Annotated in this window: 17 protein-coding genes and 1 pseudogene; 12 read left to right on the top strand and 6 right to left on the bottom strand. The window is 62.8% G+C overall.

Going from position 1 to position 23475, the window contains the following annotated elements; all coding sequences use genetic code 11:
* A partial coding sequence (locus AC0KW6_RS19615; RefSeq protein WP_474035266.1) for an IS3 family transposase occupies nucleotides 1-503 on the top strand: 503 nt, incomplete at its 5' end.
* A 464-nt stretch (nucleotides 504-967) separates the two neighbouring features.
* A complete protein-coding gene (locus tag AC0KW6_RS19610) occupies nucleotides 968-1501 on the top strand; it encodes a hypothetical protein (RefSeq protein ID WP_474035792.1) in 534 nt (177 codons plus the stop codon).
* A gap of 161 nt (nucleotides 1502-1662) precedes the next feature.
* Here AC0KW6_RS19610 and AC0KW6_RS19605 read toward each other — a convergent pair.
* A pseudogene (locus tag AC0KW6_RS19605) lies at nucleotides 1663-2294 on the bottom strand (tyrosine-type recombinase/integrase).
* 1100 nt (nucleotides 2295-3394) lie between these two features.
* Between AC0KW6_RS19605 and AC0KW6_RS19600 the strand changes: the two are divergent.
* The 3 genes from AC0KW6_RS19600 to AC0KW6_RS19590 are packed head-to-tail and all read left to right on the top strand — an operon-like array spanning nucleotide 3395 to nucleotide 4856.
* Complete coding sequence (locus tag AC0KW6_RS19600) at nucleotides 3395-3808, top strand: hypothetical protein (RefSeq protein WP_474035791.1); 414 nt, start codon at nucleotides 3395-3397, stop codon at nucleotides 3806-3808.
* A 15-nt stretch (nucleotides 3809-3823) separates the two neighbouring features.
* Complete coding sequence (locus tag AC0KW6_RS19595) at nucleotides 3824-4465, top strand: hypothetical protein (RefSeq protein WP_474035790.1); 642 nt, start codon at nucleotides 3824-3826, stop codon at nucleotides 4463-4465.
* A complete protein-coding gene (locus AC0KW6_RS19590) occupies nucleotides 4455-4856 on the top strand; it encodes a hypothetical protein (protein ID WP_474035789.1) in 402 nt (133 codons plus the stop codon). Before AC0KW6_RS19595 ends, AC0KW6_RS19590 begins: the two co-directional genes overlap by 11 nt.
* 986 nt (nucleotides 4857-5842) lie before the next feature.
* Here the strand turns inward: AC0KW6_RS19590 and AC0KW6_RS19585 are convergent.
* Complete coding sequence (locus tag AC0KW6_RS19585) at nucleotides 5843-8128, bottom strand: adenosylcobalamin-dependent ribonucleoside-diphosphate reductase (RefSeq protein ID WP_474035787.1); 2286 nt, start codon at nucleotides 8126-8128, stop codon at nucleotides 5843-5845.
* 198 nt (nucleotides 8129-8326) lie between these two features.
* On the opposite strand from AC0KW6_RS19585, the gene AC0KW6_RS19580 reads away from it, so the two are divergent.
* Nucleotides 8327-8758 (top strand): DUF1489 family protein, encoded by a 432-nt coding sequence (locus AC0KW6_RS19580; protein WP_323781607.1) that lies wholly within the window; start codon nucleotides 8327-8329, stop codon nucleotides 8756-8758.
* Between the two features lie 135 nt (nucleotides 8759-8893).
* Here AC0KW6_RS19580 and hisG read toward each other — a convergent pair whose 3' ends face one another.
* From hisG to hisS, 3 genes are read right to left on the bottom strand one after another with little or no spacing between them, the layout of a single operon-like run.
* A complete protein-coding gene (gene hisG / locus AC0KW6_RS19575) occupies nucleotides 8894-9592 on the bottom strand; it encodes an ATP phosphoribosyltransferase (RefSeq protein WP_323781604.1) in 699 nt (232 codons plus the stop codon).
* Entirely contained in the window at nucleotides 9589-10677 is a 1089-nt protein-coding gene (locus AC0KW6_RS19570; RefSeq protein ID WP_323781601.1) for an ATP phosphoribosyltransferase regulatory subunit, read from the bottom strand. Before AC0KW6_RS19570 ends, hisG begins: the two co-directional genes overlap by 4 nt.
* 2 nt (nucleotides 10678-10679) lie before the next feature.
* Complete coding sequence (gene hisS / locus AC0KW6_RS19565; RefSeq protein ID WP_474035785.1) at nucleotides 10680-12179, bottom strand: histidine--tRNA ligase; 1500 nt, start codon at nucleotides 12177-12179, stop codon at nucleotides 10680-10682.
* Nucleotides 12180-12403: 224 nt separating this feature from the next.
* Between hisS and AC0KW6_RS19560 the strand changes: the two genes are divergently transcribed.
* Nucleotides 12404-12598 carry a SlyX family protein gene (locus tag AC0KW6_RS19560; protein ID WP_474035783.1) on the top strand — a complete coding sequence of 65 codons (195 nt, stop codon included), beginning with the start codon at nucleotides 12404-12406 and terminating at the stop codon, nucleotides 12596-12598.
* 182 nt (nucleotides 12599-12780) lie between these two features.
* On the top strand, nucleotides 12781-13218 hold the full coding sequence (locus AC0KW6_RS19555) for a nuclear transport factor 2 family protein (protein WP_323783940.1): 438 nt from the start codon (nucleotides 12781-12783) through the stop codon (nucleotides 13216-13218).
* 60 nt (nucleotides 13219-13278) lie between these two features.
* On the opposite strand, the gene dnaE is transcribed toward AC0KW6_RS19555, so the two are convergent.
* Nucleotides 13279-16791: a DNA polymerase III subunit alpha gene (gene dnaE, locus AC0KW6_RS19550; protein WP_474035781.1), complete on the bottom strand. Its 3513-nt coding sequence runs from the start codon at nucleotides 16789-16791 to the stop codon at nucleotides 13279-13281.
* A 360-nt stretch (nucleotides 16792-17151) separates the two neighbouring features.
* Between dnaE and xdhA the strand changes: the two genes are divergently transcribed.
* From xdhA to AC0KW6_RS19530, 4 genes are read left to right on the top strand one after another with little or no spacing between them, the layout of a single operon-like run.
* A complete protein-coding gene (gene xdhA, locus AC0KW6_RS19545; protein WP_474035780.1) occupies nucleotides 17152-18576 on the top strand; it encodes a xanthine dehydrogenase small subunit in 1425 nt (474 codons plus the stop codon).
* On the top strand, nucleotides 18573-20972 hold the full coding sequence (gene xdhB, locus AC0KW6_RS19540; protein WP_474035779.1) for a xanthine dehydrogenase molybdopterin binding subunit: 2400 nt from the start codon (nucleotides 18573-18575) through the stop codon (nucleotides 20970-20972). Before xdhA ends, xdhB begins: the two co-directional genes overlap by 4 nt.
* Entirely contained in the window at nucleotides 20962-21921 is a 960-nt protein-coding gene (xdhC, locus tag AC0KW6_RS19535) for a xanthine dehydrogenase accessory protein XdhC (RefSeq protein ID WP_474035778.1), read from the top strand. The genes xdhB and xdhC overlap by 11 nt, the downstream gene beginning before the upstream one ends.
* Nucleotides 21918-23435 (top strand): ABC transporter ATP-binding protein, encoded by a 1518-nt coding sequence (locus AC0KW6_RS19530; RefSeq protein ID WP_474035776.1) that lies wholly within the window; start codon nucleotides 21918-21920, stop codon nucleotides 23433-23435. Before xdhC ends, AC0KW6_RS19530 begins: the two co-directional genes overlap by 4 nt.
* The last annotated feature ends 40 nt before the right edge of the window (nucleotides 23436-23475 follow it).

Below are 23475 nucleotides of genomic sequence, written 5' to 3'. Positions count from 1 at the left end.
CCGTTCCAAACCGGGTTTGGCTTGCTGACATTACTTACGTCGATACGGACGAAGGATGGCTCTACGCCGCCGCTATCAAAGACATGGCAACACGTGAAATCGTCGGCTGGGCAATGGACGATCATCTACGATCCGAACTGTGCTGTGATGCCTTGAACATGGCCCTGGGGCGCCGTGGACCGGTTCCAGGGCTCATTCATCATTCGGATCGCGGCGTGCAATACGCAGGAGAAGAATACCGCAAATTGCTCGGGGCGGCACGCATCACGCAATCCATGAGCCGTACGGGCGAATGCCTGGATAACGCTCCAATGGAAAGTTTCTTCGCATCACTGAAAAAGGAACTGGTTCATAGGGAGCGCTTCAAAACGCGCGTCCAGGCAAAGGCGGCGATCTTCGAATACATTGAGGTCTTCTACAATCGCCAGCGGCGTCATTCCGCAATCGGCTACCTAACCCCCGCGCAAGCCTACGAAACCATGACTTGGAAAAGCGCAGCATAGGGTCAATAATCAAACTGTCCGGATATCGGGACGAACTCCAGTTTGGTGCAACCTGCTGCGCAGGCGAATGTCCGGAACTCCCGCAGACTGTGAATTCGCTACCTCTGAAATTTCGCGGGTGCAGCGAAAGTCTGGATTGGCGGGCCGCACCGCAGCGGTGGAGGGTGATGATTAACGGCGGCTCAGGGCCGGGATCGCCATGAACCGCTGGTGACGACGCGTTGCTGCAGCCGCCCCGCCGTAAGTCCTGCACCTGCGCAAGGCGCTTCCACATCCAGGATCTTGCGAGAGTCTCACAGGGAGGATAGCCTTGGAAAAGGATAGCTTGGCGACCAGGTTGGACTTCTTGTAACTTCGCAGTATGCGCTGCCGAGCCGAGGCGGTTTTCAGCCATCATGAATTTTGGGCACCCAATTTCACATGAGAGAAATCATATGAGTAGCGTTTCAACGGCATTTGAACTGATGAAACTCGAACTGGAGACCGCAGTCGAGGACCTCAACTCTCAAGGCAGCGAGCTTTTCCGAGGATCACGGTACGAAGAAGCAAAGGCCTTGACGGATCGCGGCAGACAGCTTCAAGCGTTCTGTGATCGGGTCGAGACCTTGGCGAACGAATGGCTGGAGACTTTCTCCGAAGATGAAACTGAAGAGGATGCCGAGCAAGAATTTCAAACCGCACGAACAATTCTTTCTGCGTCTAAAGCCTCTCGTACGAGGCTCTTGGTAACATTCAATGACGGATCGACCTTGGCAGAGAAAACGGCCGCGCAGACGCTCGCAAAAGTGATCGAGCGTATTGGGTGCGAGCGGGTGGCAAGTGTCGGGGTTCTCGTGAATGGCGAGAACATTGCGGCCAAGGAAAAGTCAAAAAAGTACAACGACATTGAGGTGCCGCCCTACTTCATCAAAACCCACAGCAGCACTGATCAAAAGAAGCGGAACTTAGAGCAAATCTCCAAATCGCTCGGCTTGGGTCTGGAGATCGCGATTATCTGAGTCGTTGATCAAACTCGTGAAACCCTTGCCTTGCTGATTCCTCCCTGTCCGAACATTCTGTACGGTGCTTCGAAAGGCCGGTTCGGGGAAGCTGCATCGCAGCACCAATGGGGACAACGAATGTCCGTTCAGGGCCGTCCCTTCGGAACGGCCCAAGCTGTTCAAATCTCGACCGCCTCAGCAATCGCCAGGGCATTTTCAAGTTCGACGCCGAGATACCGAACGGTGCTGTCCATCTTGGTATGACCCAGCAGAAGCTGAACAGCTCGTAAATTGCCGGTCTTGCGGTAGATGTAAGCGACTTTTGTCCGGCGCCTTGAATGCGTCCCGTAGGACGTCGGATCGAGCCCGATGGACCACCCCCACTCTCGAACCAGCCGGGCATACTGGCGCGTCGAAATGTGCAGCCGTTCGTGAAACCGCCCTGGCCAGAGGTATTCGGGACCGATCATCAGCGGTTCCTCCATCCAGCGCAGGATCGATTTGCGCGTGCCTTCGGTGATCTCGAAGCGCACCGGCCGTTGGGTCTTGCTCTGGATGACCGACGCGCGTTCCTTGACCTGACCGGAGACATAGATGTCGGCGACCTTCAGCTTGACGAGGTCGCACCCGCGCAGCTTGCTGTCGATGGCGAGGTTGAATAGCGCCAAGTCACGATGGTTCTTTGCGATCTCGAGACGCACCCAGATGGCCCAGACGTGTTTCGGCACGAGGGGACGCTTTTGGCCGACGACGCGGCCCTTGTTCCAGGCGGGCGACATGCGCGAATGGCGGGTAGGTTAGCGATGGTCATGATGGATACTCCCATCCGCCACGATCCGCCCCAGCACCAACACGACGTTGGTGGTTCAGGGTAGCACGCCGTGGTGCGACTGCGGAGAAGGTCCGGTATGAGCCCAATCTACCGAGCGAGCAGTTGCAGCACTTTGCAGCCGCAGCAAACTCGCGCGGGAAAAACTGCCCATTGCCGCCGCTCGGGGAGTGCTCCACGAACGTCGGCTCTGGTCGAAAACGCCGGGCACATCGCCTGCCGTTGCCGACCTGAAATCTCGAAAGCGGTTTTTCAATGAGATTGCCATGCTTAGGGTAAACACGCCGAGCAACCTCCGACCGCAGGCTACGCGCGTCAGAGTTACCCTGTCAGCTGCCCGGGCCGCTTGGTTATAAAATTGAAACTCAAAGCTTGCGCTATCAAAGTGACTGTTTTCCGCTGCGGTTGGAACGAGCGCCACCGCGCTCGTGGTCGTCTCCCGTCGGTGGCCGGGAAATTGAAGGCCGCCAAGGTCAGCCTTCTTTGACAGACGAAATGGGGTGGCGTCTCGGATGCACGTTTCGGCTTCCACTCAAATGAATGCCAACATCTCTGGGGAATGATCAGATCCCAGCAGCGCGCTGCGTCTTCAGTGATGTACAAATTTCGTGAGCGTCCAGGTCATCTGGAACTTGTGCCATCTCCTTTCTTTTCGCTCTCCGTGCAGTCGTCGACGGCATCTCCATGCCCGTCCGTCATACACAGGAAATGGAATGGTCGTGGTTCGACAGAAGCTTTTTCTGACCAAAACCTGAAAAACTTCAACATACCAGCCTCGGAGCATCGCTGGACCTCCTCCGCCCTTGGAAGGGAGGGTTTGAAAATAAGGTCGGTGGGCATTGTATTTCTGAGCACAAGCGACAGCCGCAGCACGGCGTCAGCTCAAACCGGGATGGCTTGGCTTGAGATCTTCGGCGGCGGGCTTTCAGAGTATCGAAGTTTTTTCTTCGTCCTCCGGGTAGTTGGCCAATGTCCATGTCGAGAAGCAGAAATGAAGCGGCCACAACGCAAACGCAAACCTTAGGACACGGACAGGCTTGATGCTGCCATGAACGGCAGACGCAACAAATCGGAGGCCCATCTTGTTGTGCAAATTTCCCACGACGACACTGTCCGCAGACCCGCAACTCGCCCTCGTCCGTGAACATTTCGCCAAGCACGGAACTGCCCTCTGCAATGCCGCAGAGCTGATCGACGGTGAGACTGGCTGCGCTCGCGTCCTGCGTCTCATTTCGGCCCTGCGTGAAGCATCGCGGCTCGACCGTACAACGCGGCGCAGGCTGGTCGATCTGCATCGGCTCCTGTCCCTCGATCCAGTGATCGAAGCGTTCGAACCAGACCTGTCCTCCTGGATCCTTCTCGATCCCGCAAGCGCCGAGGTAGAAGAATTCTGCCTGCTTGCAGACCGGCTCTATGACCTCTTGATCGATATCGGCGAATTGGACGCCGATCGTGTTGCGTCGGCCCTCAGCCTCCTGAAACAGAGCGCGGCATGACATGCATCGGCGGCCATGCGTCCCGCCCGGCCGCCGACATTCTCTCGGCCGATGGAAAGCTGTGATGCGCAGGCCCAAGACCGCTTCTTTGCCTCCGACCTCGAACAAGAGAATTCACCCCGTCGGCAGATTTCTTCTTCGTCACTCAATAGAACGACCAATGTTCTCTTCACCAGCACCACCACCAGCACCAGCCTCTACAACCAACTGAAAGGAACATGCCCCCAGGGATCTCCCGAACGCCGTGATGATGACGCCGCAGAAAAGGCACCACCCGCATTTTTCACGCATGCAAGGGAGACAGACATGCTCAACACCAACACCACGAATATCAGCCAGGCCCGCTATGATGCGGTCGCCGCGACAGAAAGGCATCTGCGCCGAAATGGTGCCAGTCTGTGCGATCTGCTCGACGCGCTCGACGATCCCGCGGGCTTTGAAGCGCTGTGCCGTCTGCATAGCGCATTCAGCCAACCGTTTCCGGATGCAGATGCTGTCGAAGACGCCTTGCACGATATCGGCCGCGTCCTCGCGGAACAGACGCTGTCTTCGCTCGACCGCATCGGTGTCGAGCGAAACTTCGCAGCATCCGACACAACCCGATGGCACGGCGCCCGGATCAGCGAGCTTTACGGGAGCTTTCGCCATGCCCTCTGAGCCGCGTTGTGTGCTACAGTTTTTCCGCGAAAAGCGACTTAGAGAGAACCCGGGCGCCTTCGGTCTCGAGCAGGATATCTGCGATGTCTCGCTTTGGCTGAATCAAAATTTCCCCTTGTCGAAGGCACGGGTCCTAATTGATCGGCATCACACTCAACGCGGTCGCGAGATCGCCGGCCTTGCCGTCATCGCTACGGCTTCGCAATCGATCAGCCTGGCTCCAGTCGCTGTGGAGGCGTTCTTCGCGTTGGGCTACAAGTTCCAAGAGACGAGCGAGAAAAAGTACCGATGCGCAGCATGCGATGGACACCATTCGAGGCATGAGGTGTTGAAGGCCTATGCGCGCGTCGAAAGCGCGATACGGGCCTGGCGAACATCTGAGAGCGAGTGAAAAAGGTCTTGAGGGGCGGCGTGAGCCGCCCTTTTTTTGTTGAAAAACTGGGACAGGGTTAAGGCCTTCATCTCAGGGCATGATGATGTGCTGATACACCTCAAAATACATAGGCAGAGCTTTCACCAAGTACACCCCAGAGGTTGGTCGGTCTGGCTTTGCAGCCGAACGTTGGAATGACCGTCGCCGACGAAAATTCTTCAATTCGTTTTTTGTCCGCAAAACCCCGCCCCATATCCTCATTCAGAGTGCCGAACCGCCATTTACCTCACAGCGGGTCCTGAAACGAGAAAATCGGGCGTTTCCGCCCGATTGACTTATTTCGCTTGCGAAATGGACATTTCAGCCCGGCCGATGGCTATTTTTTGGTGGTCAGATCAGGGAGTACTTTGATCCCTTACGCTTGCTGTGATGGTAGACATTTGCACCACGAGGCTCTCATAGCCTATGCCCGGATAGAGGCAGCGCTACGCGCACGAACAGTAACCCGTACATAAGCCAGACAAAAAAGACGAGAAGTGGGGTGGCCTTTGGCCGCCCCATTTGCGTTTCCGCTCGCGAAAGATCTGATCAGTACAAGTGCCATCGGGTTTTCAATCCCAGTGAGACGACCTATCGCCTTGGCCAACAGACAACAGCTGCGCCACTCAACACGTTGATCCCACGGAAGCTACACTGTTCCGGACGACCCACTGGTCCAGGGTCAACCGCACCACACTCGACAAGGAGCAATTGGCTTGCCACCTGTTCTGGAGAATTCGAAACCAGATAAGAATTTCTTCGAATTCGGTTTTGGGCGGCACTCCTCCCGCACCATATCCCTTGGGACAGAGTCGAACCTCGGGCATCATGCTTCAGGAGCTCAAGCTGCGAAAACCGGGCGTTTCCGCCCGGTGGTCACGTTGTGCTTATCAGAATGGCCAAAAAACCACCCCAAAAGGACAATTAGTCCTTTCAATTACACATACATCTGAAGCCCCCTGCTCTCAGCCGCACTTAGAATGGCCGCAGCTGCGGCAGGTCATGCAGCCCTCGACCATCTGCATATCGAACTGGCCGCAGCTGGGACAGGCTTTGCCGCGCGGGGCGTTCAGGTTTACCACCTGTGCTTGCGGGTCGGATTTAAGCCCCATGCCCTCGCCTTCCAAAAAGCCGGTCTTGATCATGTGGGTCTCAATCACCCCGCCGATCGCCGCCAGGATCGAGGGGATATACTTGCCCTGCACCCAGGCGCCGCCGCGCGGGTCGAACACCGCTTTCAGCTCTTCCACCACAAAAGACACGTCGCCGCCGCGGCGGAACACCGCCGAGATCATCCGCGTCAGCGCCAGCGTCCAGGCGTAATGCTCCATGTTCTTGGAGTTGATGAAGACCTCGAACGGGCGGCGGTGGCCGTTGATGATGATGTCGTTGATGGTCAGATAGATCGCATGCTCGCTGTCCGGCCACTTCAGCTTGTAGGTATGACCCTCCAGCGACTGCGGACGGTCCAGCGGCTCGGACATATAGACGACCTCGGCGCTGTCGCTTTCATGCGGCGCCTGTGCGGTTTCGCCCGGTGCGGTGTCGGCGCTTTCGCTCACCGACAGGACCGAGCCGGTCACATCGTTCGGGCGGTAGGTGGTGCAGCCCTTGCAGCCCTGGTCCCAGGCCTGCATGTAGACGTCCTTGAAGGCGTCAAAAGAGATGTCTTCGGGGCAGTTGATGGTCTTGGAAATCGACGAGTCGATCCATTTCTGCGCCGCCGCCTGCATCTTGACATGGGCTGCGGGCGGCAGGGTCTGGGCGTTCACGAAATAGCCGGGCAGCTTGGCGTCGGCGCCGAATTTCTCGCGGTACATCTGCACTGCGTAATCGACCACTTCCTCCTCGGTGCGGCTGCCGTCCTTCTGCAGAACCTTGCGGGTATAGGCATAGGCAAACACCGGCTCGATGCCCGAGGACACATTGCCGGCATAGAGCGAAATGGTGCCGGTCGGCGCGATCGAGGTCAGCAGCGCATTGCGGATGCCATGCTCGCGGATTGCCTCGCGCACGTCCTCGTCCATGTTCAGCATGTTGCCGGAGTTGAGGTAGGCCTCGGCATCGAACAGCGGAAACGCCCCCTTCTCCTTGGCCAGCTCCACCGACGCCAGATAGGCGGCGCGGGCGATCGCGTGCAGCCATTCATCGGTCTGACGCGCCGCCTCGTCCGAGCCGTATTCCAGTCCCAGCATCAACAGCGCATCGGCCAGGCCGGTGACACCCAGACCGATCCGGCGCTTGTTCTTGGCTTCCTGAGCCTGCGCCTCCAGCGGGAATTTCGACACATCCACCACATTGTCCATCATCCGCACGGCGGTGGCGACCAGCTCCTGCATCGCCTCCTGGTCCAGATGCGCATCTTTCTCGAACGGATTGGCCACCAGCCGCGCCATATTGACCGAGCCCAGCAGACAGGCGCCATAGGGCGGCAGCGGCTGCTCGCCGCAGGGATTGGTGGCCGCAATCTGCTCGACATAAGACAGGTTGTTGGCCTTGTTGATGCGGTCGATGAAGATCACGCCCGGCTCGGCGTAATCATAGGTCGCCTGCATGATCTTGTTCCACAGATCACGCGCCTGCACGGTGTGATAGATCTTGCCGTCAAACTGCAGGTCCCAGGAACCGTCTGCCTTCACCGCATCCATGAAATCATCGGTGACCAGCACCGACATGTTGAACATGCGCAGGCGGGCAGAGTCGGATTTGGCGGTGATGAACTGCTCGATATCCGGGTGGTCGCAGCGCATGGTTGCCATCATCGCGCCGCGGCGAGAGCCGGCCGACATGATGGTGCGGCACATCGCGTCCCACACATCCATGAACGACAGCGGGCCGGAGGCATCCGCCGCCACCCCCTTCACATCGGCGCCGCGCGGCCGGATGGTCGAGAAGTCATAGCCGATGCCGCCGCCCTGCTGCATGGTCAGCGCCGCTTCCTTCAGCATGTCGAAAATCCCCGACATGCTGTCCGGCACGGTGCCCATCACAAAGCAGTTGAACAGCGTCACCTGGCGCGCGGTGCCGGCGCCTGCAGTGATGCGGCCTGCGGGCAGGTATTTGAAGTCTTCCAGCGCGGCAAAGAATTTCTCTTCCCAGGCATCCGGCGATTGTTCCGCCCGCGCCAGATCGCGTGCGATTCGCCGCCAGCTGTCCTCGACAGTGACGTCGATCGGCGTGCCATCGGCCTGCTTGAAACGGTATTTCATATCCCAGATCTGCTCGGCGATGGGGGCGGCAAAGCGGCTCATATGGCGAATCCCTGTGGTCGGTCGTGAATATAGAGTGGGCGACTGGATAGCCGCTGCGGCGCCCTGCCTCAACGGCGTTTAGGTCAATCTTAGCATTTTTTATCTGCAGGCGCACCCTCCAAGACACAAGACCTTGCCCCCGAAGGCCGTCGAGCTACAATATAAAGTTGAAACTCTGGACGACTCTGTGGGGAACCTGTGGATAAGCGTGTGAACCTTGTGAAGCTCTCGGTCGGCACCGAAAGCGTCGAAAGCCTGATGGCCTGGCAGGAGATGCGCCGCCGCGAGCTGCCCGAAGGCCTGCCGCGCCATGTCACCCGCATGTGGCCCAAGCGCGCGGCGGAGATTCTCAACGGCGGCTCGATCTACTGGGTGATCAAGGGGCTGATCCAATGCCGCCAGCGCATCCTGCGCATGGATGAGGCCACCGGAGAAGACGGCATCCGCCGCTGCGCCATCATCCTGGACCCGGAACTGCACCGGACCCATACCGCACCGAAACGGCCGTTCCAGGGCTGGCGCTATCTGAAGACCGAAGACTCCCCCGCCGATCTGCCCGCCGGCAAAAGCCAGGAAGAGCCGCTGCCGCTGGAGCTTTCCCAGGCGCTGGCGGAAATCGGCGTGATCTGAGGCTGTCCGCACTCCCCCCGCGGCACGCCTCGCCAGCGCCGGGCGTCAGCCCGGCGCCCGGTCCAACCGGGGCGGAGGCATCTGTGATGCCTCTGCTCCGGGCGGGAGCCCGCGCTGGAACGCGGGCGGCAGTGCCTACTTGCGGCCTTCCATCAGATCCAGCAGCGTGTTCAGCGCCGCCTTCTCGTCCGGCCGGTATTTGGCCACCCGGCTGCGCCACAGCGTCGCCTGGGATTTCAGCACCAGCCCGTCTGCCAGCAGCTTCAGGTGGTTGGCCCGCAGGGTTTCGCCGGTCGAGGTGATGTCGGCCACCATCTCGGCGGTCTCGTTCTTCACCGTGCCTTCGGTTGCCCCCTGGCTGTCCACCAGCTGGTAATCCGCAACCCCGGCATCGGTCAGGAATTCGCGCACCAGCCGGTGGTATTTGGTGGCAATCCGCAGCCGGTGGCCATGCGTGGCGCGAAAGGCCGAAGCCGCCGCATCCAGGTCATCCAGCGTGTCCACATCAAGCCAGAACTGCGGCACTGCCAGGATCAGGTCGGCATGGCCGAAGCCCAGTTTGGCCAGGGTTTCAACCTGCTGTTCGAACCGCGGCAGCTTCTCCTGCACCAGATCGGTGCCGGTGACACCCAGATGGATCCGCCCGGCCGCCAGCTCACGCGGGATTTCCCCCGCCGACAGCAGCACCAGCTCCATGTTTGCAACCCCCTCGACCACACCGGCATATTCCCGGTCGGACCCGCTGCGCGACAGGGTCACACCGCGTTTGGCAAACCAATCAAAGGTCTTTTCCATCAGCCGCCCCTTGGACGGTACCCCCAGCTTCAGACTCATGCGCGGGCCTCCTCAAGCTGCAGCATCAAATCGGGGCGCAGCACACCGCCCACCGCCGGGATCTCCTCACCGTCCCCCAGCCGCCGGGTCAGCGCATCATACCGCCCGCCGCTGGCGATCGGCGGCAGATCCGGACGCGTCTCGGCATAGAAGCCGAACACAAACCCATCATAATATTCCATCGACGTGCGCCCGTAGGACGCCTCGAAATCGAGGTTATCCACATCCACGCCGCGCGCCTTCATCGCCGCGGTGCGTGCATCCAGCCGGTCCAGCGCCGGGTTTATCTGCGGCAGGTCCACCGCGATGTCGCGCATCTGCTCGGTGGCAAAGGGCACCGTTTCGCGCACCGCCATCAGCGCCTCCAGCGCCAGCAGCTCATGCTCGGCAATCGGCGGCGATTTGGCATCTTCCCGCAGCGCCTCCACCCGCGCCTGCACCTCGGCCGCACGGCGTTTGCCCAGCTGCACCGCAGAGCCGGTCAGGTCGCCCTCGGTTTCCAGCAGCTTCCGGCGGCTCTCCGGCACCGGCACCCGGCCTGCAAACCGGTCCAGCAAAGCCCGGAACCGGCGCGGCCGCCAGATATGGCGCATCAGCGCCGCCTTGCGCTTCTCCGTGGTGTTCAGCCCTTGCACGGCGGCCATCAGAATGCCGATATCGCCGGTTGCCGCCCGCAGGGGCAGCCCGCGCACCTGCAGCGCAAACAGCGCAAACACCTCGGCATCCGCCGCCGCCGCATCGTTGCGCTCAAACACCTCATAGCCAACCTGCAGATATTCATTGGGCCGGTCCGGGTCGATCTCCTGACGCCGGAACACTTCCCCGGAATAGGTATAGCGCGCAGGCTCGGCGCCGTGACGCATATGCGCCTCCACCACCGGCACGGTGAAATCCGGGCGCAGCATCTGCTCGCCGTGCAGCGCATCTGAGGTCACATAGGCACGCGCCCGGATGTCCTCGCCGTACAGATCCAGCAACGTGCCGGCCGGCTGCAGCAGCGGTGTATCCACCACCTGCGCGCCTGCAGCCTCAAAGCGGAGCCGCAGCTGTGCCGCGCGGGCCTGAATGTCAGAACGAAGCGCCATGATCAGCCCTGCCCGTCCAGGATTTCGCGCACCTTGGCAACCAGTTCCGTACGCGGCACTTCAAACTGGCTGGGGCGTTCTTTCCACTCTTCCAATGTGGCGCTTTCGGCAATTCTGGCGCCCAGGATCAGGTCCTTGATCTGCACCACGCCGCTGGCCTTCTCGTCGCCGCCTTCGATCACCGCCACCGGTGAATTCCGCTTATCCGCATATTTCAGCTGGTTGCCGAAATTCTTGGGGTTGCCCAGGTAAACCTCGGCCCGGATGCCCGCATTGCGCAGCTCCGCCACCATCGCCTGGTAATCCGCCATCCGGGCGCGGTCCATCACCGTGACCACCACAGGGCCAGCCGCCTCGGCCGTCAGCCGCCCCTTGGCATGCAGCGCCGCCAGCAGCCGGTCGACGCCGACCGACACACCCACCGCAGGCACCTCCTGCCCGGTGAAGCGTTTCACCAGACCGTCATAGCGCCCGCCGCCCGCAACCGAGCCGAACTGCCGCTTGCGGCCCTTCTCGTCGAGGATTTCAAAGGTCAGCTCCGCCTCGAACACCGGCCCGGTGTAATAGCCAAGCCCGCGCACCACCGACGGGTCGATCTCGATCCGGTCCTTGCCATAACCGCCCGCAGCCAGCAGCTCTCCGATCTGCTCCAGCTCGGCAATCCCCTCCTGGCCCACCGCACTGTCTCCCACCGCAGCGCGCAGATTGGCAATGGTGCCCGCCGCCTCCGCCGCCTTGGAGGTCAGGAAGGCCAGCACCGGCGCGGCCTGATCGTCGCTGAGACCAACCCCGTCGATATAGGCGCCGGAGGCATCCAGCCGCCCCTTGGTCAGCAGCTCGCGCACGCCCGCTTCCCCCACCTTGTCGAATTTGTCGATGGTGCGCAGCACGTCGTCGCGCTTGGCATCTTCGGCGCCAAGACCCATGACCTCCAGCACGCCGTTCAGAACCTTGCGGTTGTTCACGCGCACCAGGTAATCACCGCGCGGAATGCCGACGGTTTCCAGCGTGTCGGACAGCATCGCGCAGATCTCCGCATCCGCCGCCATCGAGGCGGTGCCCACGGTATCCGCGTCACACTGATAAAACTGACGGAAGCGGCCCGGCCCCGGCTTCTCATTGCGCCAGACCGGCCCCATCGCATAGCGGCGGTAGGGCGTCGGCAGATCATTGCGGTGCTGCGCATAGACCCGCGCCAGCGGCGCCGTCAGGTCATACCGCAGCGCCATCCAGTCGCCCCCGGAATTTGAACTGCCGTCGTCCTCGGTCTCCTGCCAGGCAAACACGCCCTCATTGGGGCGGTCGACATCGGGCAGGAACTTGCCCAGCGCCTCGACGGTTTCCACCGCCGCCGACTCCAGCGCCTCGAACCCGTAATGATGATACACACCCGCGATGGCCCGCAGCATCTCGCTGCGCTGGGTCACCTCCGCACCGAAATAGTCACGGAACCCCTTGGGCGTTTGCGCCTTGGGGCGGGGCTGTTTCTTCACTTTGGCCATCTGAGGCCTCCTCACGGGTAGCGGTTTCACTCGCCCGGCGGTCTAGCGGAAGCAGGCCGCAACAGCAAGAAGGAGCCGCGGCGCCGGGTGACGAAGAGGCGGAAAAAGAAGTGCTCGTTTCAAGCGCGCAGGGCAGCGCCCGCCCCGTGGGGGGCGGGGCGGGCGACCCCTTGCTTTCGGAGCCAGCTTCTGTATCAGACAAACCAGACCCCAGGAGATACCCCATGCAGCATCTGGAAGAGCAAATCGCCCATCTGACCCGCAGCGTGGAGGAGATGAGCGACGTGATCGCCCGCCAGCAGCAGGAGATCGACACCCTGACCCGCCGCGTCGCCATGCTGATGCAGCGCGAGGCCAGCCGCGAGCAGGGCGGCACCGGCGGCGCGGTCTTCGGCGACGAACGCCCGCCGCATTACTGACGCCTGCCGGGGTCTGTTCGGGCGTGCGCGTGGTCACGGCTACCGGGCCGCGATTATCGCCGCGCGCGCTTAAAACCTGTGCAGTTGCAGCAGGATAATGCACGCTGAAGCGGAATGGGCCTTGGCAAGAGCTTGTGCCCGCATATAAGCCTTAGAAAAACGCACGGAATTGGACGGCAGCAGTGACAAGCAATGCAGAGCTGGTACGCTTTTGGTTTGAAGAGGTCTGGTACCGCGACAACGATGCTGTTCTTCAGGACATGTTTTCGGACAGAACCGAGGCCACCGGCCCGGTGTCCAACCTGATGGGCAAACAGTTCGCTGCTTCCGATTTCGTCACCACGATGAAGGCCTTGCTGGGCGGCGCGCCGGAGTTCACCTTTCGCGTGTTCGAAGAGGCCGGGCCTTGGATCATCACCTGTTTCGACGTGCATGTCACCAGCCACCCGCACCGCCCGCCCTTCGATTTCGACGGCCAGATGGTTTTCAAGGTCGAAGACGGCAAGATTTCCGCGATCCATTCCAGCCTGAACTACATCAAGCTGTTCGAGGGTCTGGGCCAGATGCCGCCCGACACCCTGCCTGTCTGCCTCAGCGGTGCGGAGCTGGTCTGGAAATAACCTGCCGGGCAGCGCGATTGCCCGAATGCACGACCTGAGGGCAGCCTCTGCCGCCCGCTCTCAGATCTCCTCCACATCCAGCACCCCGTCCAGCGACTTCAGCGCGCCCTTGATCTGCGGGTTGATCGGGAACGGCTGGCCCAGCTCCATTTCCACATCGCCGGGCAGGCCCGGGTCCTGCAGATACATGTAGATCTCCCCGCGCGAGGCATTGCGGGCCGCGGATTTGGCGTCTTCCAGCACCTGCGCCACGGTGCCGACGGCGGCGGCTTCGCTCAGATAGACCCGTAAACTGCTGCGCCCGGCGTCGGCGATGGCGCTGTCAACCGGCCCGACCGAGCGCACCAGCAGCTTCAGCTGGTCGCTCTCCATCGTCGCTTCGGCAGTGATCACCACCTTGGCGCCGGTCTCCAGAAACTCCCGGGATTTCTCCAGCACTTCGGAAAACAGCGTCACCTCAAAGGCGCCCGACGGGTCCGACAGCTGGGCAAAGGCAAAGCGGTTGCCGCGGGCTGATTTGCGCTCCTGCCGCCCGGCCACCACGCCCGCCATCTTGGCCATGAACGGCCCGCGTTCCGCCTTGGCAGTGACCTCGTCCAGCGTCAGCACGTCCTTGCGCTTCAGCGCGGGCATGTAGTCGTCCAGCGGATGCCCCGACAGGTAGAAGCCGATCGCCTTGAATTCCTCGCTCAGCCGCTCGGCCGGCAGCCAGTCCGGCACCGAGGGCAGCCGCGGTTCCGGCAGATCATCGCCCGCCTCGCCGAACAGCGACACCTGGCTTGAGTTCTTCTGGTCATGGATCGCGGCAGAGTAGCTGACCAGCGCCTCCAGGCTCTCGAACACCCGGCGCCGGTTGGGGTCCAGCTGATCAAATGCCCCGGCCCGCGCCATCATCTCCAACGGCCGCTTGCCGACACGCTTCAAATTCACCCGGCGGGCAAAATCGAACAGGTTCACGAAAACCCGCTCATGCCCGCCCTCATTGCGCGCCTCGGTGACCAGCCGCATCACGTCGACACCGACGTTCTTCAGCGCGCCCAGCGCATAGACCAGCTCACCCTTGACCACGTTGAAGGCCGCCATCGACCGGTTGACGCAGGGCGGCACGTATTTCAGCCCCAGCCCCTTCTTCACCTCTTCAAAGTAGATCGCCAGTTTGTCGGTCAGATGGATATCGCAGTTCATGACGCCGGCCATGAACTCCACCGGGTGGTTCGCCTTCAGCCAGCCGGTCTGATAGCTGACCACCGCATAGGCCGCCGCGTGCGATTTGTTGAAACCGTAGTTGGCGAATTTCTCCAGCAGGTCGAAGACCTCCGAGGCCTTCTTTGCAGGCACCCCGTTTTCCGCCGCGCCCTTTTCAAACTTCGGGCGCTCGGCGTCCATCGCCTCCTTGATCTTCTTGCCCATCGCCCGGCGCAGCAGGTCGGCGCCGCCCAGGCTGTAGCCGGCCATCACCTGGGCAATCTGCATCACCTGTTCCTGATAGACGATGATGCCCTGGGTTTCCTCCAGGATATGGTCGATCAGCGGATGCACCGACTGGATTTTCTTGAGGCCGTTCTTCACCTCGCAATAGGTCGGGATGTTCTCCATCGGACCGGGCCGGTACAGCGCCACCAGCGCCACGATGTCCTCGATACAGGTCGGCTTCATGCGCTTCAGCGCATCCATCATGCCGGTGGATTCCACCTGGAACACCGCCACCGTCTTGGCCCGCGAATAAAGGTCATAGGTGACCTTGTCGTCCAGCGGGATGGCGTTGATCTCATTCACCGCGCCTTCGGGCGGCTCGTACAATTGCGTGCCGTCCTCGCTGATATGCAGGTCGCGGCCCGACTGTTTGATCAGATCCACCGCGTTCTGAATGACGGTCAGGGTCTTCAGACCGAGGAAGTCGAATTTCACCAGCCCCGCCTGCTCCACCCATTTCATGTTGAACTGGGTGGCCGGCATGTCGGATCGCGGATCCTGATACAGCGGCACCAGCGCATCCAGCGGCCGGTCGCCGATCACCACGCCCGCCGCGTGGGTCGAGGCATTCCTGAGCAGCCCCTCAACCTGCTGGCCATAGGTCAGCAACCGGTCGACCACCGGCTCATTGCGCGCCTCTTCCTTCAGCCGCGGCTCATCCACCAGCGCCTTTTCGATGGAAACCGGCTTCACCCCTTCCACCGGGATCATCTTGCTGAGGCGGTCCACCTGGCCATAGGGCATTTGCAGAACCCGCCCGATGTCGCGCACCGCCGCCTTGGACAGCAGCGCACCGAAGGTGATGATCTGCCCGACTTTGTCGCGGCCGTATTTCTGCTGCACATAACGGATCACCTCTTCGCGGCGGTCCATGCAGAAATCGATGTCGAAGTCGGGCATCGACACCCGCTCCGGGTTCAGGAACCGTTCGAACAGCAGCGAATAGCGCAACGGGTCAAGGTCGGTAATGGTCAGCGCATAAGCCACCAAAGACCCCGCGCCAGACCCCCGCCCCGGCCCCACCGGGATACCCTGATCCTTGCCCCATTGGATAAAGTCCGCAACGATCAGGAAATAGCCGGGGAAGCCCATGCCTTCGATAATGCCCAGCTCAAAATCCAGCCGCGCCTGATATTCCTCCGGGCTGACCGCATGGGGGATCACCGCCAGCCGTTTCTGCAGGCCCTCATTGGCGATGCGGCGCAGTTCAGACACCTCGTCATCGGCGAATTTGGGCAGGATCGGATCCCGCAAATAGGCCTTGAACGCGCAGCGCTTGGCGATTTCCACCGTATTTTCAACCGCCTCGGGCAGGTCGGCAAACAGCGCAACCATTTCCTCCTGGCTTTTGAAGTAATGCTGCGCGGTCAGGCGGCGGCGCGGTTCCGACTGGTCGACATAGGCGCCCTCGGCGATACAGATCATCGCATCATGGGCCTCAAACATCTCGGTGTTGGGGAAATAGACGTCGTTGGTCGCAACCAGCGGCAGCTCCATCGCATAGGCCATCTCCACATGGCCGCGCTCGGTCAGCTTCTCCGCCTCCGGCTGGCCATGCTCGCCCGGGTGGCGCTGCAGCTCCACATACAGACGGTCCGGAAAGATCCGCTTCAGCTGCTGCATCAGCGCCTGCGCCGCCGGCCGCTGGCCCTGTTGAAGCAGTTTCCCCACCGGTCCGTCCGGCCCGCCGGACAGGCAGATCAGCCCGGCGCTGTTTGCTTCCAGATCGTCCAAGGTGACCTGCGGCAGCTGCCCGCCCTTGTCCACATAAAGGCAGGACGACAGCCGCATCAGCCCCTCATAGCCCGCTTCGCTCTGCGCCAGCAGCACCAGGGGCGCGGGCAGCTTCGGCTTGCCGCCCGGCTCTGCCTCCTGAAAGGTCAGATCGACCTGGCAGCCCAATATCGGCTGAATGCCTGCACCGGACAGCGTCACCGAAAACTCCAGCGCCGAGAACATGGCATTGGTATCGGTCACCGCGATCGCGGGCATGCCGTGTTTCCTGCACAGGTCCGGCAGCTTTTTCAGCCGCAGGGCCCCTTCCAGCAAGGAGTATTCGGTATGGGTGCGCAGATGAATGAATCGGGGAGAGCTTGTCATGCCGCCACGCTATCGTATTGCCGCGATGCGGTAAAAGGGCGAACTGCGCGCCCACCCCCCTTAAAAACCATCATGGTGACTCCCGCATTTTATCCATTTTGTTGAAACTCTTTCTCCGGCAGAGCAACGGGTGCTTTGAAGGGCGCAGGCAAAACATCATAAAATGAGCGCCATACCCGCGGCCGGCGCAATTTTCTTACGCTGATAAATACTGCAGTGCGGCGGCGGTTTTTCTTGCTTTGACAAGGGGCTGCTCCCTAGGCTGGTGTCAGCAAGCAATAATCAGCCCGCCTCTCCTTCTACGCCGCATCGAAGGAAGGCACATCGGGTCAACGGGGTAACGCGGCGGGTCTCGGGAAGATGGCACTCACCTTTCGTCTGAATGGTGACGACGTTCTGATCGAAAACGCAGACCCAACGTCCACGCTGCTGGACTGGCTGCGCGACGTCAAAGGTCTCACCGGCACTAAAGAAGGCTGCAACGAAGGCGATTGCGGCGCCTGCACCGTCATGGTCACCGATAAACGCGGCTCAAAGGCACTGAACGCCTGCATCCTGTTCCTGCCGCAACTGCATGGCAAATCCATCCGCACCGTCGAAGGCGCGGCAGGACCCGGCGGCAGCCTGCATCCCGTGCAGCAGGCGATGGTGGACCATCACGGCAGCCAATGCGGATTTTGCACCCCCGGCTTCATCATGTCGATGGTGACCGCCCACACCAACGGCGCCACCGATTTTGACGACCAGCTGGCCGGCAACCTCTGCCGCTGCACCGGCTACGCCCCGATCATCCGCGCCGCCGAGGCCGCCCGCAGCGCCCCGGTCCCGGACTGGATCGCGGAAGAAACCTCTTTCACTTTTCCCGAAATACTCCGGGGGGAGGCCGCAGGCCGGGGGGCAGCGCCCCCCTCCGGCAAACCCGCGGCAGCGCCCCCGCTGCTCCCGGCCTCCGCGGACGCGCTGGCAGACCTCTACAGCGCCAACCCGGATGCAACCCTAGTGGCCGGCGCCACCGACGTCGGCCTCTGGGTCACCAAGGATCTCCGCCATCTGCCGCAGATGATCTTCCTTGACGGCTGCGCAGACCTGAAAGAGATCGAGGTCACGGACACCGCCGTCCGTATCGGCGCCATGGCAGACTTGAACGCCCTGCGCGCGGCAATGGAACCGCTGCACCCCTCCTTTGCCGAAATGCTGCGCCGTTTCGCATCGCAGCAGGTGCGCGGCGCCGCCACCGTCGGCGGCAATATCGCCAATGGCTCCCCCATCGGCGACACCCCGCCCGCGCTGATCGCACTGGATGCCACCCTGCACCTGCGCAAGGGCGCCAGCCGCCGCGCGCTGCCGCTAAAGGATTTCTTCCTTGATTACGGCAAACAGGACCGTCAGCCGGGTGAATTTGTGGAGGCCGTCAGCTTCCACCGCCAGCCCGACGCGCTTCGGGTCTACAAGCTGTCGAAACGGTTCGATCAGGATATTTCCGCCGTGCTGGGCGCATTCAATATCACCGTCGAAAACGGCGCCGTGACAGCCGCCCGTATCGCATTCGGCGGCATGGCAGGCATCCCGAAACGCGCCGCCCATGCGGAAGCCGCCCTCCTTGGCCAACCCTGGACCGGGGCGGCGGTCCTGACCGCCGCTGCCGCCTTCGACCAGGATTTCACCCCGATGAGCGACATGCGCGCCTCCGCCGGATACCGGCTGGAAACCGCGCGCAATATGCTCTCCCGCTATTTCGCCGAAATGAACGGCGCGGCCATCTCGGTGCTGGAGGTGCGGCCATGACTGTCACAAAGCCCCTCCCCCATGACGCGGCGCATCTGCATGTGACCGGCGCCGCACGCTATGTGGACGACATCCCCTCGCCCGCCGGCACCCTGCATCTGGCCTTCGGCACCTCGCCCATCGCCCGCGGCCATATCACCGGCATGTCCCTGACGGATGTGCAGCGCAGCCCCGGCGTGGCCGCGGTGCTGACCGCCAAGGGGCTGCCGTTTTCCAACGACGTCTCCCCTTCGATCCATGACGAGCCGCTGCTGGCGGCGGGCACCGTCAACTATGCCGGCCAGCCGGTGTTTCTGGTGGTCGCCGACAGCCACCGCAACGCCCGCATCGCCGCCCGCAAGGGCCGGGTGGATTACGCTGCGGAACCCGCCCTGCTGACACTGGACGCGGCCCTTGCCGCCGACAGCCGGTTTGAGGAAGGCCCGCGGATCTATCACAAAGGCGATGCCGCTGCCGCCATCGATGCCGCGCCGCACAGCGTCGAGGGCCGTTTCGAGCTGGGCGGCCAGGAGCATTTCTATCTCGAAGGCCAGGCGGCGCTGGCGCTGCCGCAGGAGGATGGCGGCATGCATGTGCATTCCTCCACCCAGCACCCGACCGAAATCCAGCACAAGGTCGCCGACGCCATCGGCCTGCCGATGCACAGTGTCAGGGTCGAGACCCGCCGCATGGGCGGCGGCTTTGGCGGCAAGGAAAGCCAGGGCAACGCGCTGGCCGTCGCCTGCGCCATCGCCGCGCGCCTCACCGGGCGCCCTTGCAAGATGCGCTATGACCGCGACGACGACATGGTGATCACCGGCAAGCGCCATGCTTTCCGGATCTCCTACCGGGCCGGTTTCGACGGCGGCGGCCGCCTGCTGGGGGTCGAGTTCCTGCATCTGGCCGATTGCGGCTGGGCGCAGGATCTGTCGCTGCCGGTGGCCGACCGCGCCATGCTGCACGCCGACAACGCCTATCTGATCCCCAATATCCGGATTGAGAGCCACCGCCTGCGCACCAACCGGCAAAGCGCCACCGCCTACCGCGGCTTTGGCGGCCCGCAGGGGATGATCGGCATCGAACGGGTGATGGACCATATCGCCCATGACCTGGGGCTGGACCCGCTGGAGCTGCGCCGCCTGAATTATTACGCGCCGATGCAGACCGCGGAGGCCGCCCCCGGCGCCCCCCGCGACCAGCGCAGCCTGCCTGCCGATGGCACCGCCGACCTCGCCTCGCGCGGGGCGCCGCCGCAGCCCGCCCCCCCGCCCGAGCCGCCTGCCGGCGTGCAGACCACCCCCTACCACATGCCGGTCGAGGATTTCATTCTGCACGGGATGACCGATCAGCTGGTGGAAAGCGCGGACTACGCCCAGCGCCGCGCCGCGGTCCGGGACTGGAACCGGGACCATGAATACATCAAGAAGGGCATCGCCTTCTCGCCGGTGAAATTCGGCATCTCCTTCACCCTCACCCACCTCAATCAGGCGGGCGCGCTGGTGCATGTCTACCAGGACGGTTCGATCCACATGAACCACGGCGGCACCGAAATGGGCCAGGGCCTGTTCCAGAAGGTCGCCCAGGTCGCCGCCAGCCGCTTTGGCGTGCCGCTGGAAATGGTCAAGATCACCGCCACCGACACCGCCAAAGTGCCCAACACCTCGGCCACCGCCGCCTCCTCCGGCTCCGACCTCAACGGCATGGCGGTCAAGGCCGCCTGCGACGAGATCCGCCGCCGGATCGAGGATCTGCTGGCCGAACGCTACCAGACCCGCGACATCCGTTTTGCCGACGGCGAAGTGCATGCCGGCAGCGAGGTGCTGAGCTTTGCCGAAGCCGCCAAGCTGGCCTATGAAAACCGTGTCAGCCTGTCCGCCACCGGCTTTTACAAGACCCCAAAGGTGGAATGGGACCGGATCCGGGGCTGCGGCCGCCCGTTCTTTTACTTCGCCTATGGCGCTGCCATCACCGAGGTCGCCGTGGACGCGCTGACCGGCGAGAACCGCATCCTGCGCTGCGACATCCTGCATGACGCCGGCGCCTCGCTGAATCCGGCGCTGGACATTGGCCAGATCGAAGGCGGCTATGTGCAGGGCGCCGGCTGGCTCACCACCGAGGAACTGGTCTGGGATGATGCCGGGCGGCTGCGCACCCATGCGCCCTCCACCTACAAGATCCCCGCCTGCTCCGACCGGCCGGATGTGTTCAACGTCTCCCTCTACGGCGGCAAGAACCGCGAAGACACCATCTACCGCTCCAAGGCGGTGGGGGAGCCGCCCTTCATGCTGGGCATTTCCGCATGGCTGGCACTGAGCGATGCGGTCTCAGCCTTTGGCCCGGATTACCCGGCGCTGAATGCCCCCGCCACCGCCGAGGAAGTCTGGCGCGCCATCCGGAGAGTGCGTGATGGGATTTGACGTTGCAGCTCTCCGGAGGGCCGTCGGGGACCACGGCCGCGTTGTGCGGGTGGTGATTGCCGCCATCCGCGGCTCCTCCCCGCGCGAGCCCGGCACCGCCATGCTGGTCTGGGACGGCGGCCAGAGCGGCACCATCGGCGGCGGCACCCTGGAGTTTGAGGCCGCAGCGGCCGCCCGCCTGCAGGCGGTTGCCAGAACGCTCAGCACCCATGCGCTGGGGCCGGGCCTGGGGCAATGCTGCGGCGGTGCGGTCACCCTGCTGAGCGAAGTTTATCACGCCGCTGATCTGGCCGCGCTGGACGAGGAGATCATCGCCCGCCCGGTCAGCCCGGCGCCGATGCCCCCGTCCATGCCCCCGTCCATCCCCATGCCGGTGAAACGCATCCTCGCTGCCGCCCGCAGCCAGGGCATTGCCCCGGCGCCGCAGCTGGCGGAGGGCTGGATGATCGAGCCGGTGCACAGGCCCGCCCAGCCTGTGTGGATCTGGGGCGCGGGCCATGTGGGCCGGGCGCTGGCCGGCGTGCTGGCGCCGCTGCCGGATCTGGACATCACCTGGGTGGACACAACGGCGGACCGGTTCCCGGCCCAGGTCCCGCCCGGCGCCGCCACGGTTCCGGCTTCTGATCCTGCGCTTCTGGTGCCGCATGCACCTGAAAACGCTATGCATTTGGTGCTGACCTATTCCCATGCGCTGGATCTGGCGCTATGCCACGCGCTGTTGCGGCGGGGCTTCGCCTTTGCCGGGCTGATCGGTTCGAAAACCAAATGGGCGCGGTTCCGCTCGCGCCTTGCCGCCCTGGGCCACAGCCCGGAACAGATATCACGGATCACCTGCCCGATCGGCGATCCGCAGCTTGGTAAACATCCGCAGATGATTGCGGTCGGCGTCGCGGCCCAGCTGCTGCGGCTGAGTGCAGAAGATGAACTGAGAAAGGACCGGCGCGCGTGACCGTACCACTGTTGAGCCTGCAAGGCCTGACCAAGGCCTACCCCGGGGTTGTGGCCAATGACACCGTTTCCTTTGATATCGGCGAGGGCCAGGTGCATGCCCTGCTCGGCGAGAACGGCGCCGGAAAATCGACCCTGGTCAAAATGATCTACGGGCTGGTGAAGCCCGACAGCGGCCAGATGCTTCTGCGCGGCGAGCCCTTTGCCCCGGCCGAGCCGCGCGCGGCCCGCGCCGACGGCATCGCCATGGTGTTCCAGCATTTCTCGCTGTTCGACGCGCTGAACGTGGCCGAGAATATCGCGCTGGGGATGGAGAAGCCGCCGGAATTGCGCGACCTCGCCGCCCGGATCCGCGAGGTGTCGGAGACCTACGGGTTGCCGCTGGACCCGTTCCGCACCGTCGGCGATCTGTCCGCCGGTGAGCGCCAGCGGGTCGAGATCATCCGCTGCCTGCTGCAGGAGCCGAAGCTGCTGATCATGGATGAGCCGACCTCGGTGCTGACCCCGCAGGAGGTGGAAATCCTCTTCAAGACGCTGCAGAAACTGCAGTCCGAGGGCACTTCGATCCTCTATATCTCGCATAAGCTGGAGGAAATCCGCACGCTCTGCGACCACGCCACGATCCTTCGCCTGGGCAAGAATGTGGGCGAATGCACCCCGGCCGGGACCTCGGCCCGCGACATGGCGGAAATGATGGTCGGCAGCACCCTGCTGACCCCGCAGCGCGGCAGCCGCGAGTTTGGCAATGTGGCGATGGACATTACCGGCCTCTCGGTTCCCGCCCCCTCGGCCTTCGGCACCGCGCTGAAGAACCTCCATCTGAAAGTCCGCAAGGGCGAGATCCTCGGTATTGGCGGCGTGGCCGGCAACGGCCAGGATGAGCTGCTGGGCGTGTTGTCCGGCGAGGTCCTGACCGACGCCGATGCGGTGAAACTGCATGGGCAGCCCATCGGCCGGCTTGGCCCCGCTGCCCGGCGCAAGCTCGGCGTGCTGGCAGCCCCCGAAGAACGGCTCGGCCACGCCGCCGCCCCGGATATGAGCCTGACCGAAAATGCCATGCTGACCGGATCGGTGCGCGAGGGGCTGGAAAAGAACGGCTTTCTGGATTGGGCTGCAACCAAGGAATTTGCCGAACGCATCATCAAGGCCTTTGACGTCCGCACGCCGGGCCCCGGCAATGCGGCGCGGTCGCTGTCCGGCGGCAACCTGCAGAAATTCGTGATCGGGCGCGAGGTTCTGCAGGACCCCGAGGTGCTGGTGGTCAATCAGCCGACCTGGGGCGTCGATGCCGCCGCCGCCGCCGCCATCCGCCAGTCGCTGCTGGATCTGGCCGCCAAGGGCGCTGCGGTGATCTGCATCAGTCAGGATCTGGATGAGCTGATGGAGATCTCCGACAGTTTTGCCGCATTGAACGAAGGTCGCCTGAGTGCTCCGCGCGAGGCCGCGGGCCTGACGGTCGAGGAAATCGGCCTGATGATGGGCGGCGCGCATGGCATGGAGGTGGCGCATGTCTGACGCCACCTGCTGCCTTCACGTCTCCCCCCCCGGCGGCGCA

Source organism: Leisingera sp. SA215 (assembly GCF_055902035.1).
The sequence above is the reverse complement of the archived record's forward strand: the minus strand, read 5'-3'. Positions and strand labels throughout refer to the sequence as shown.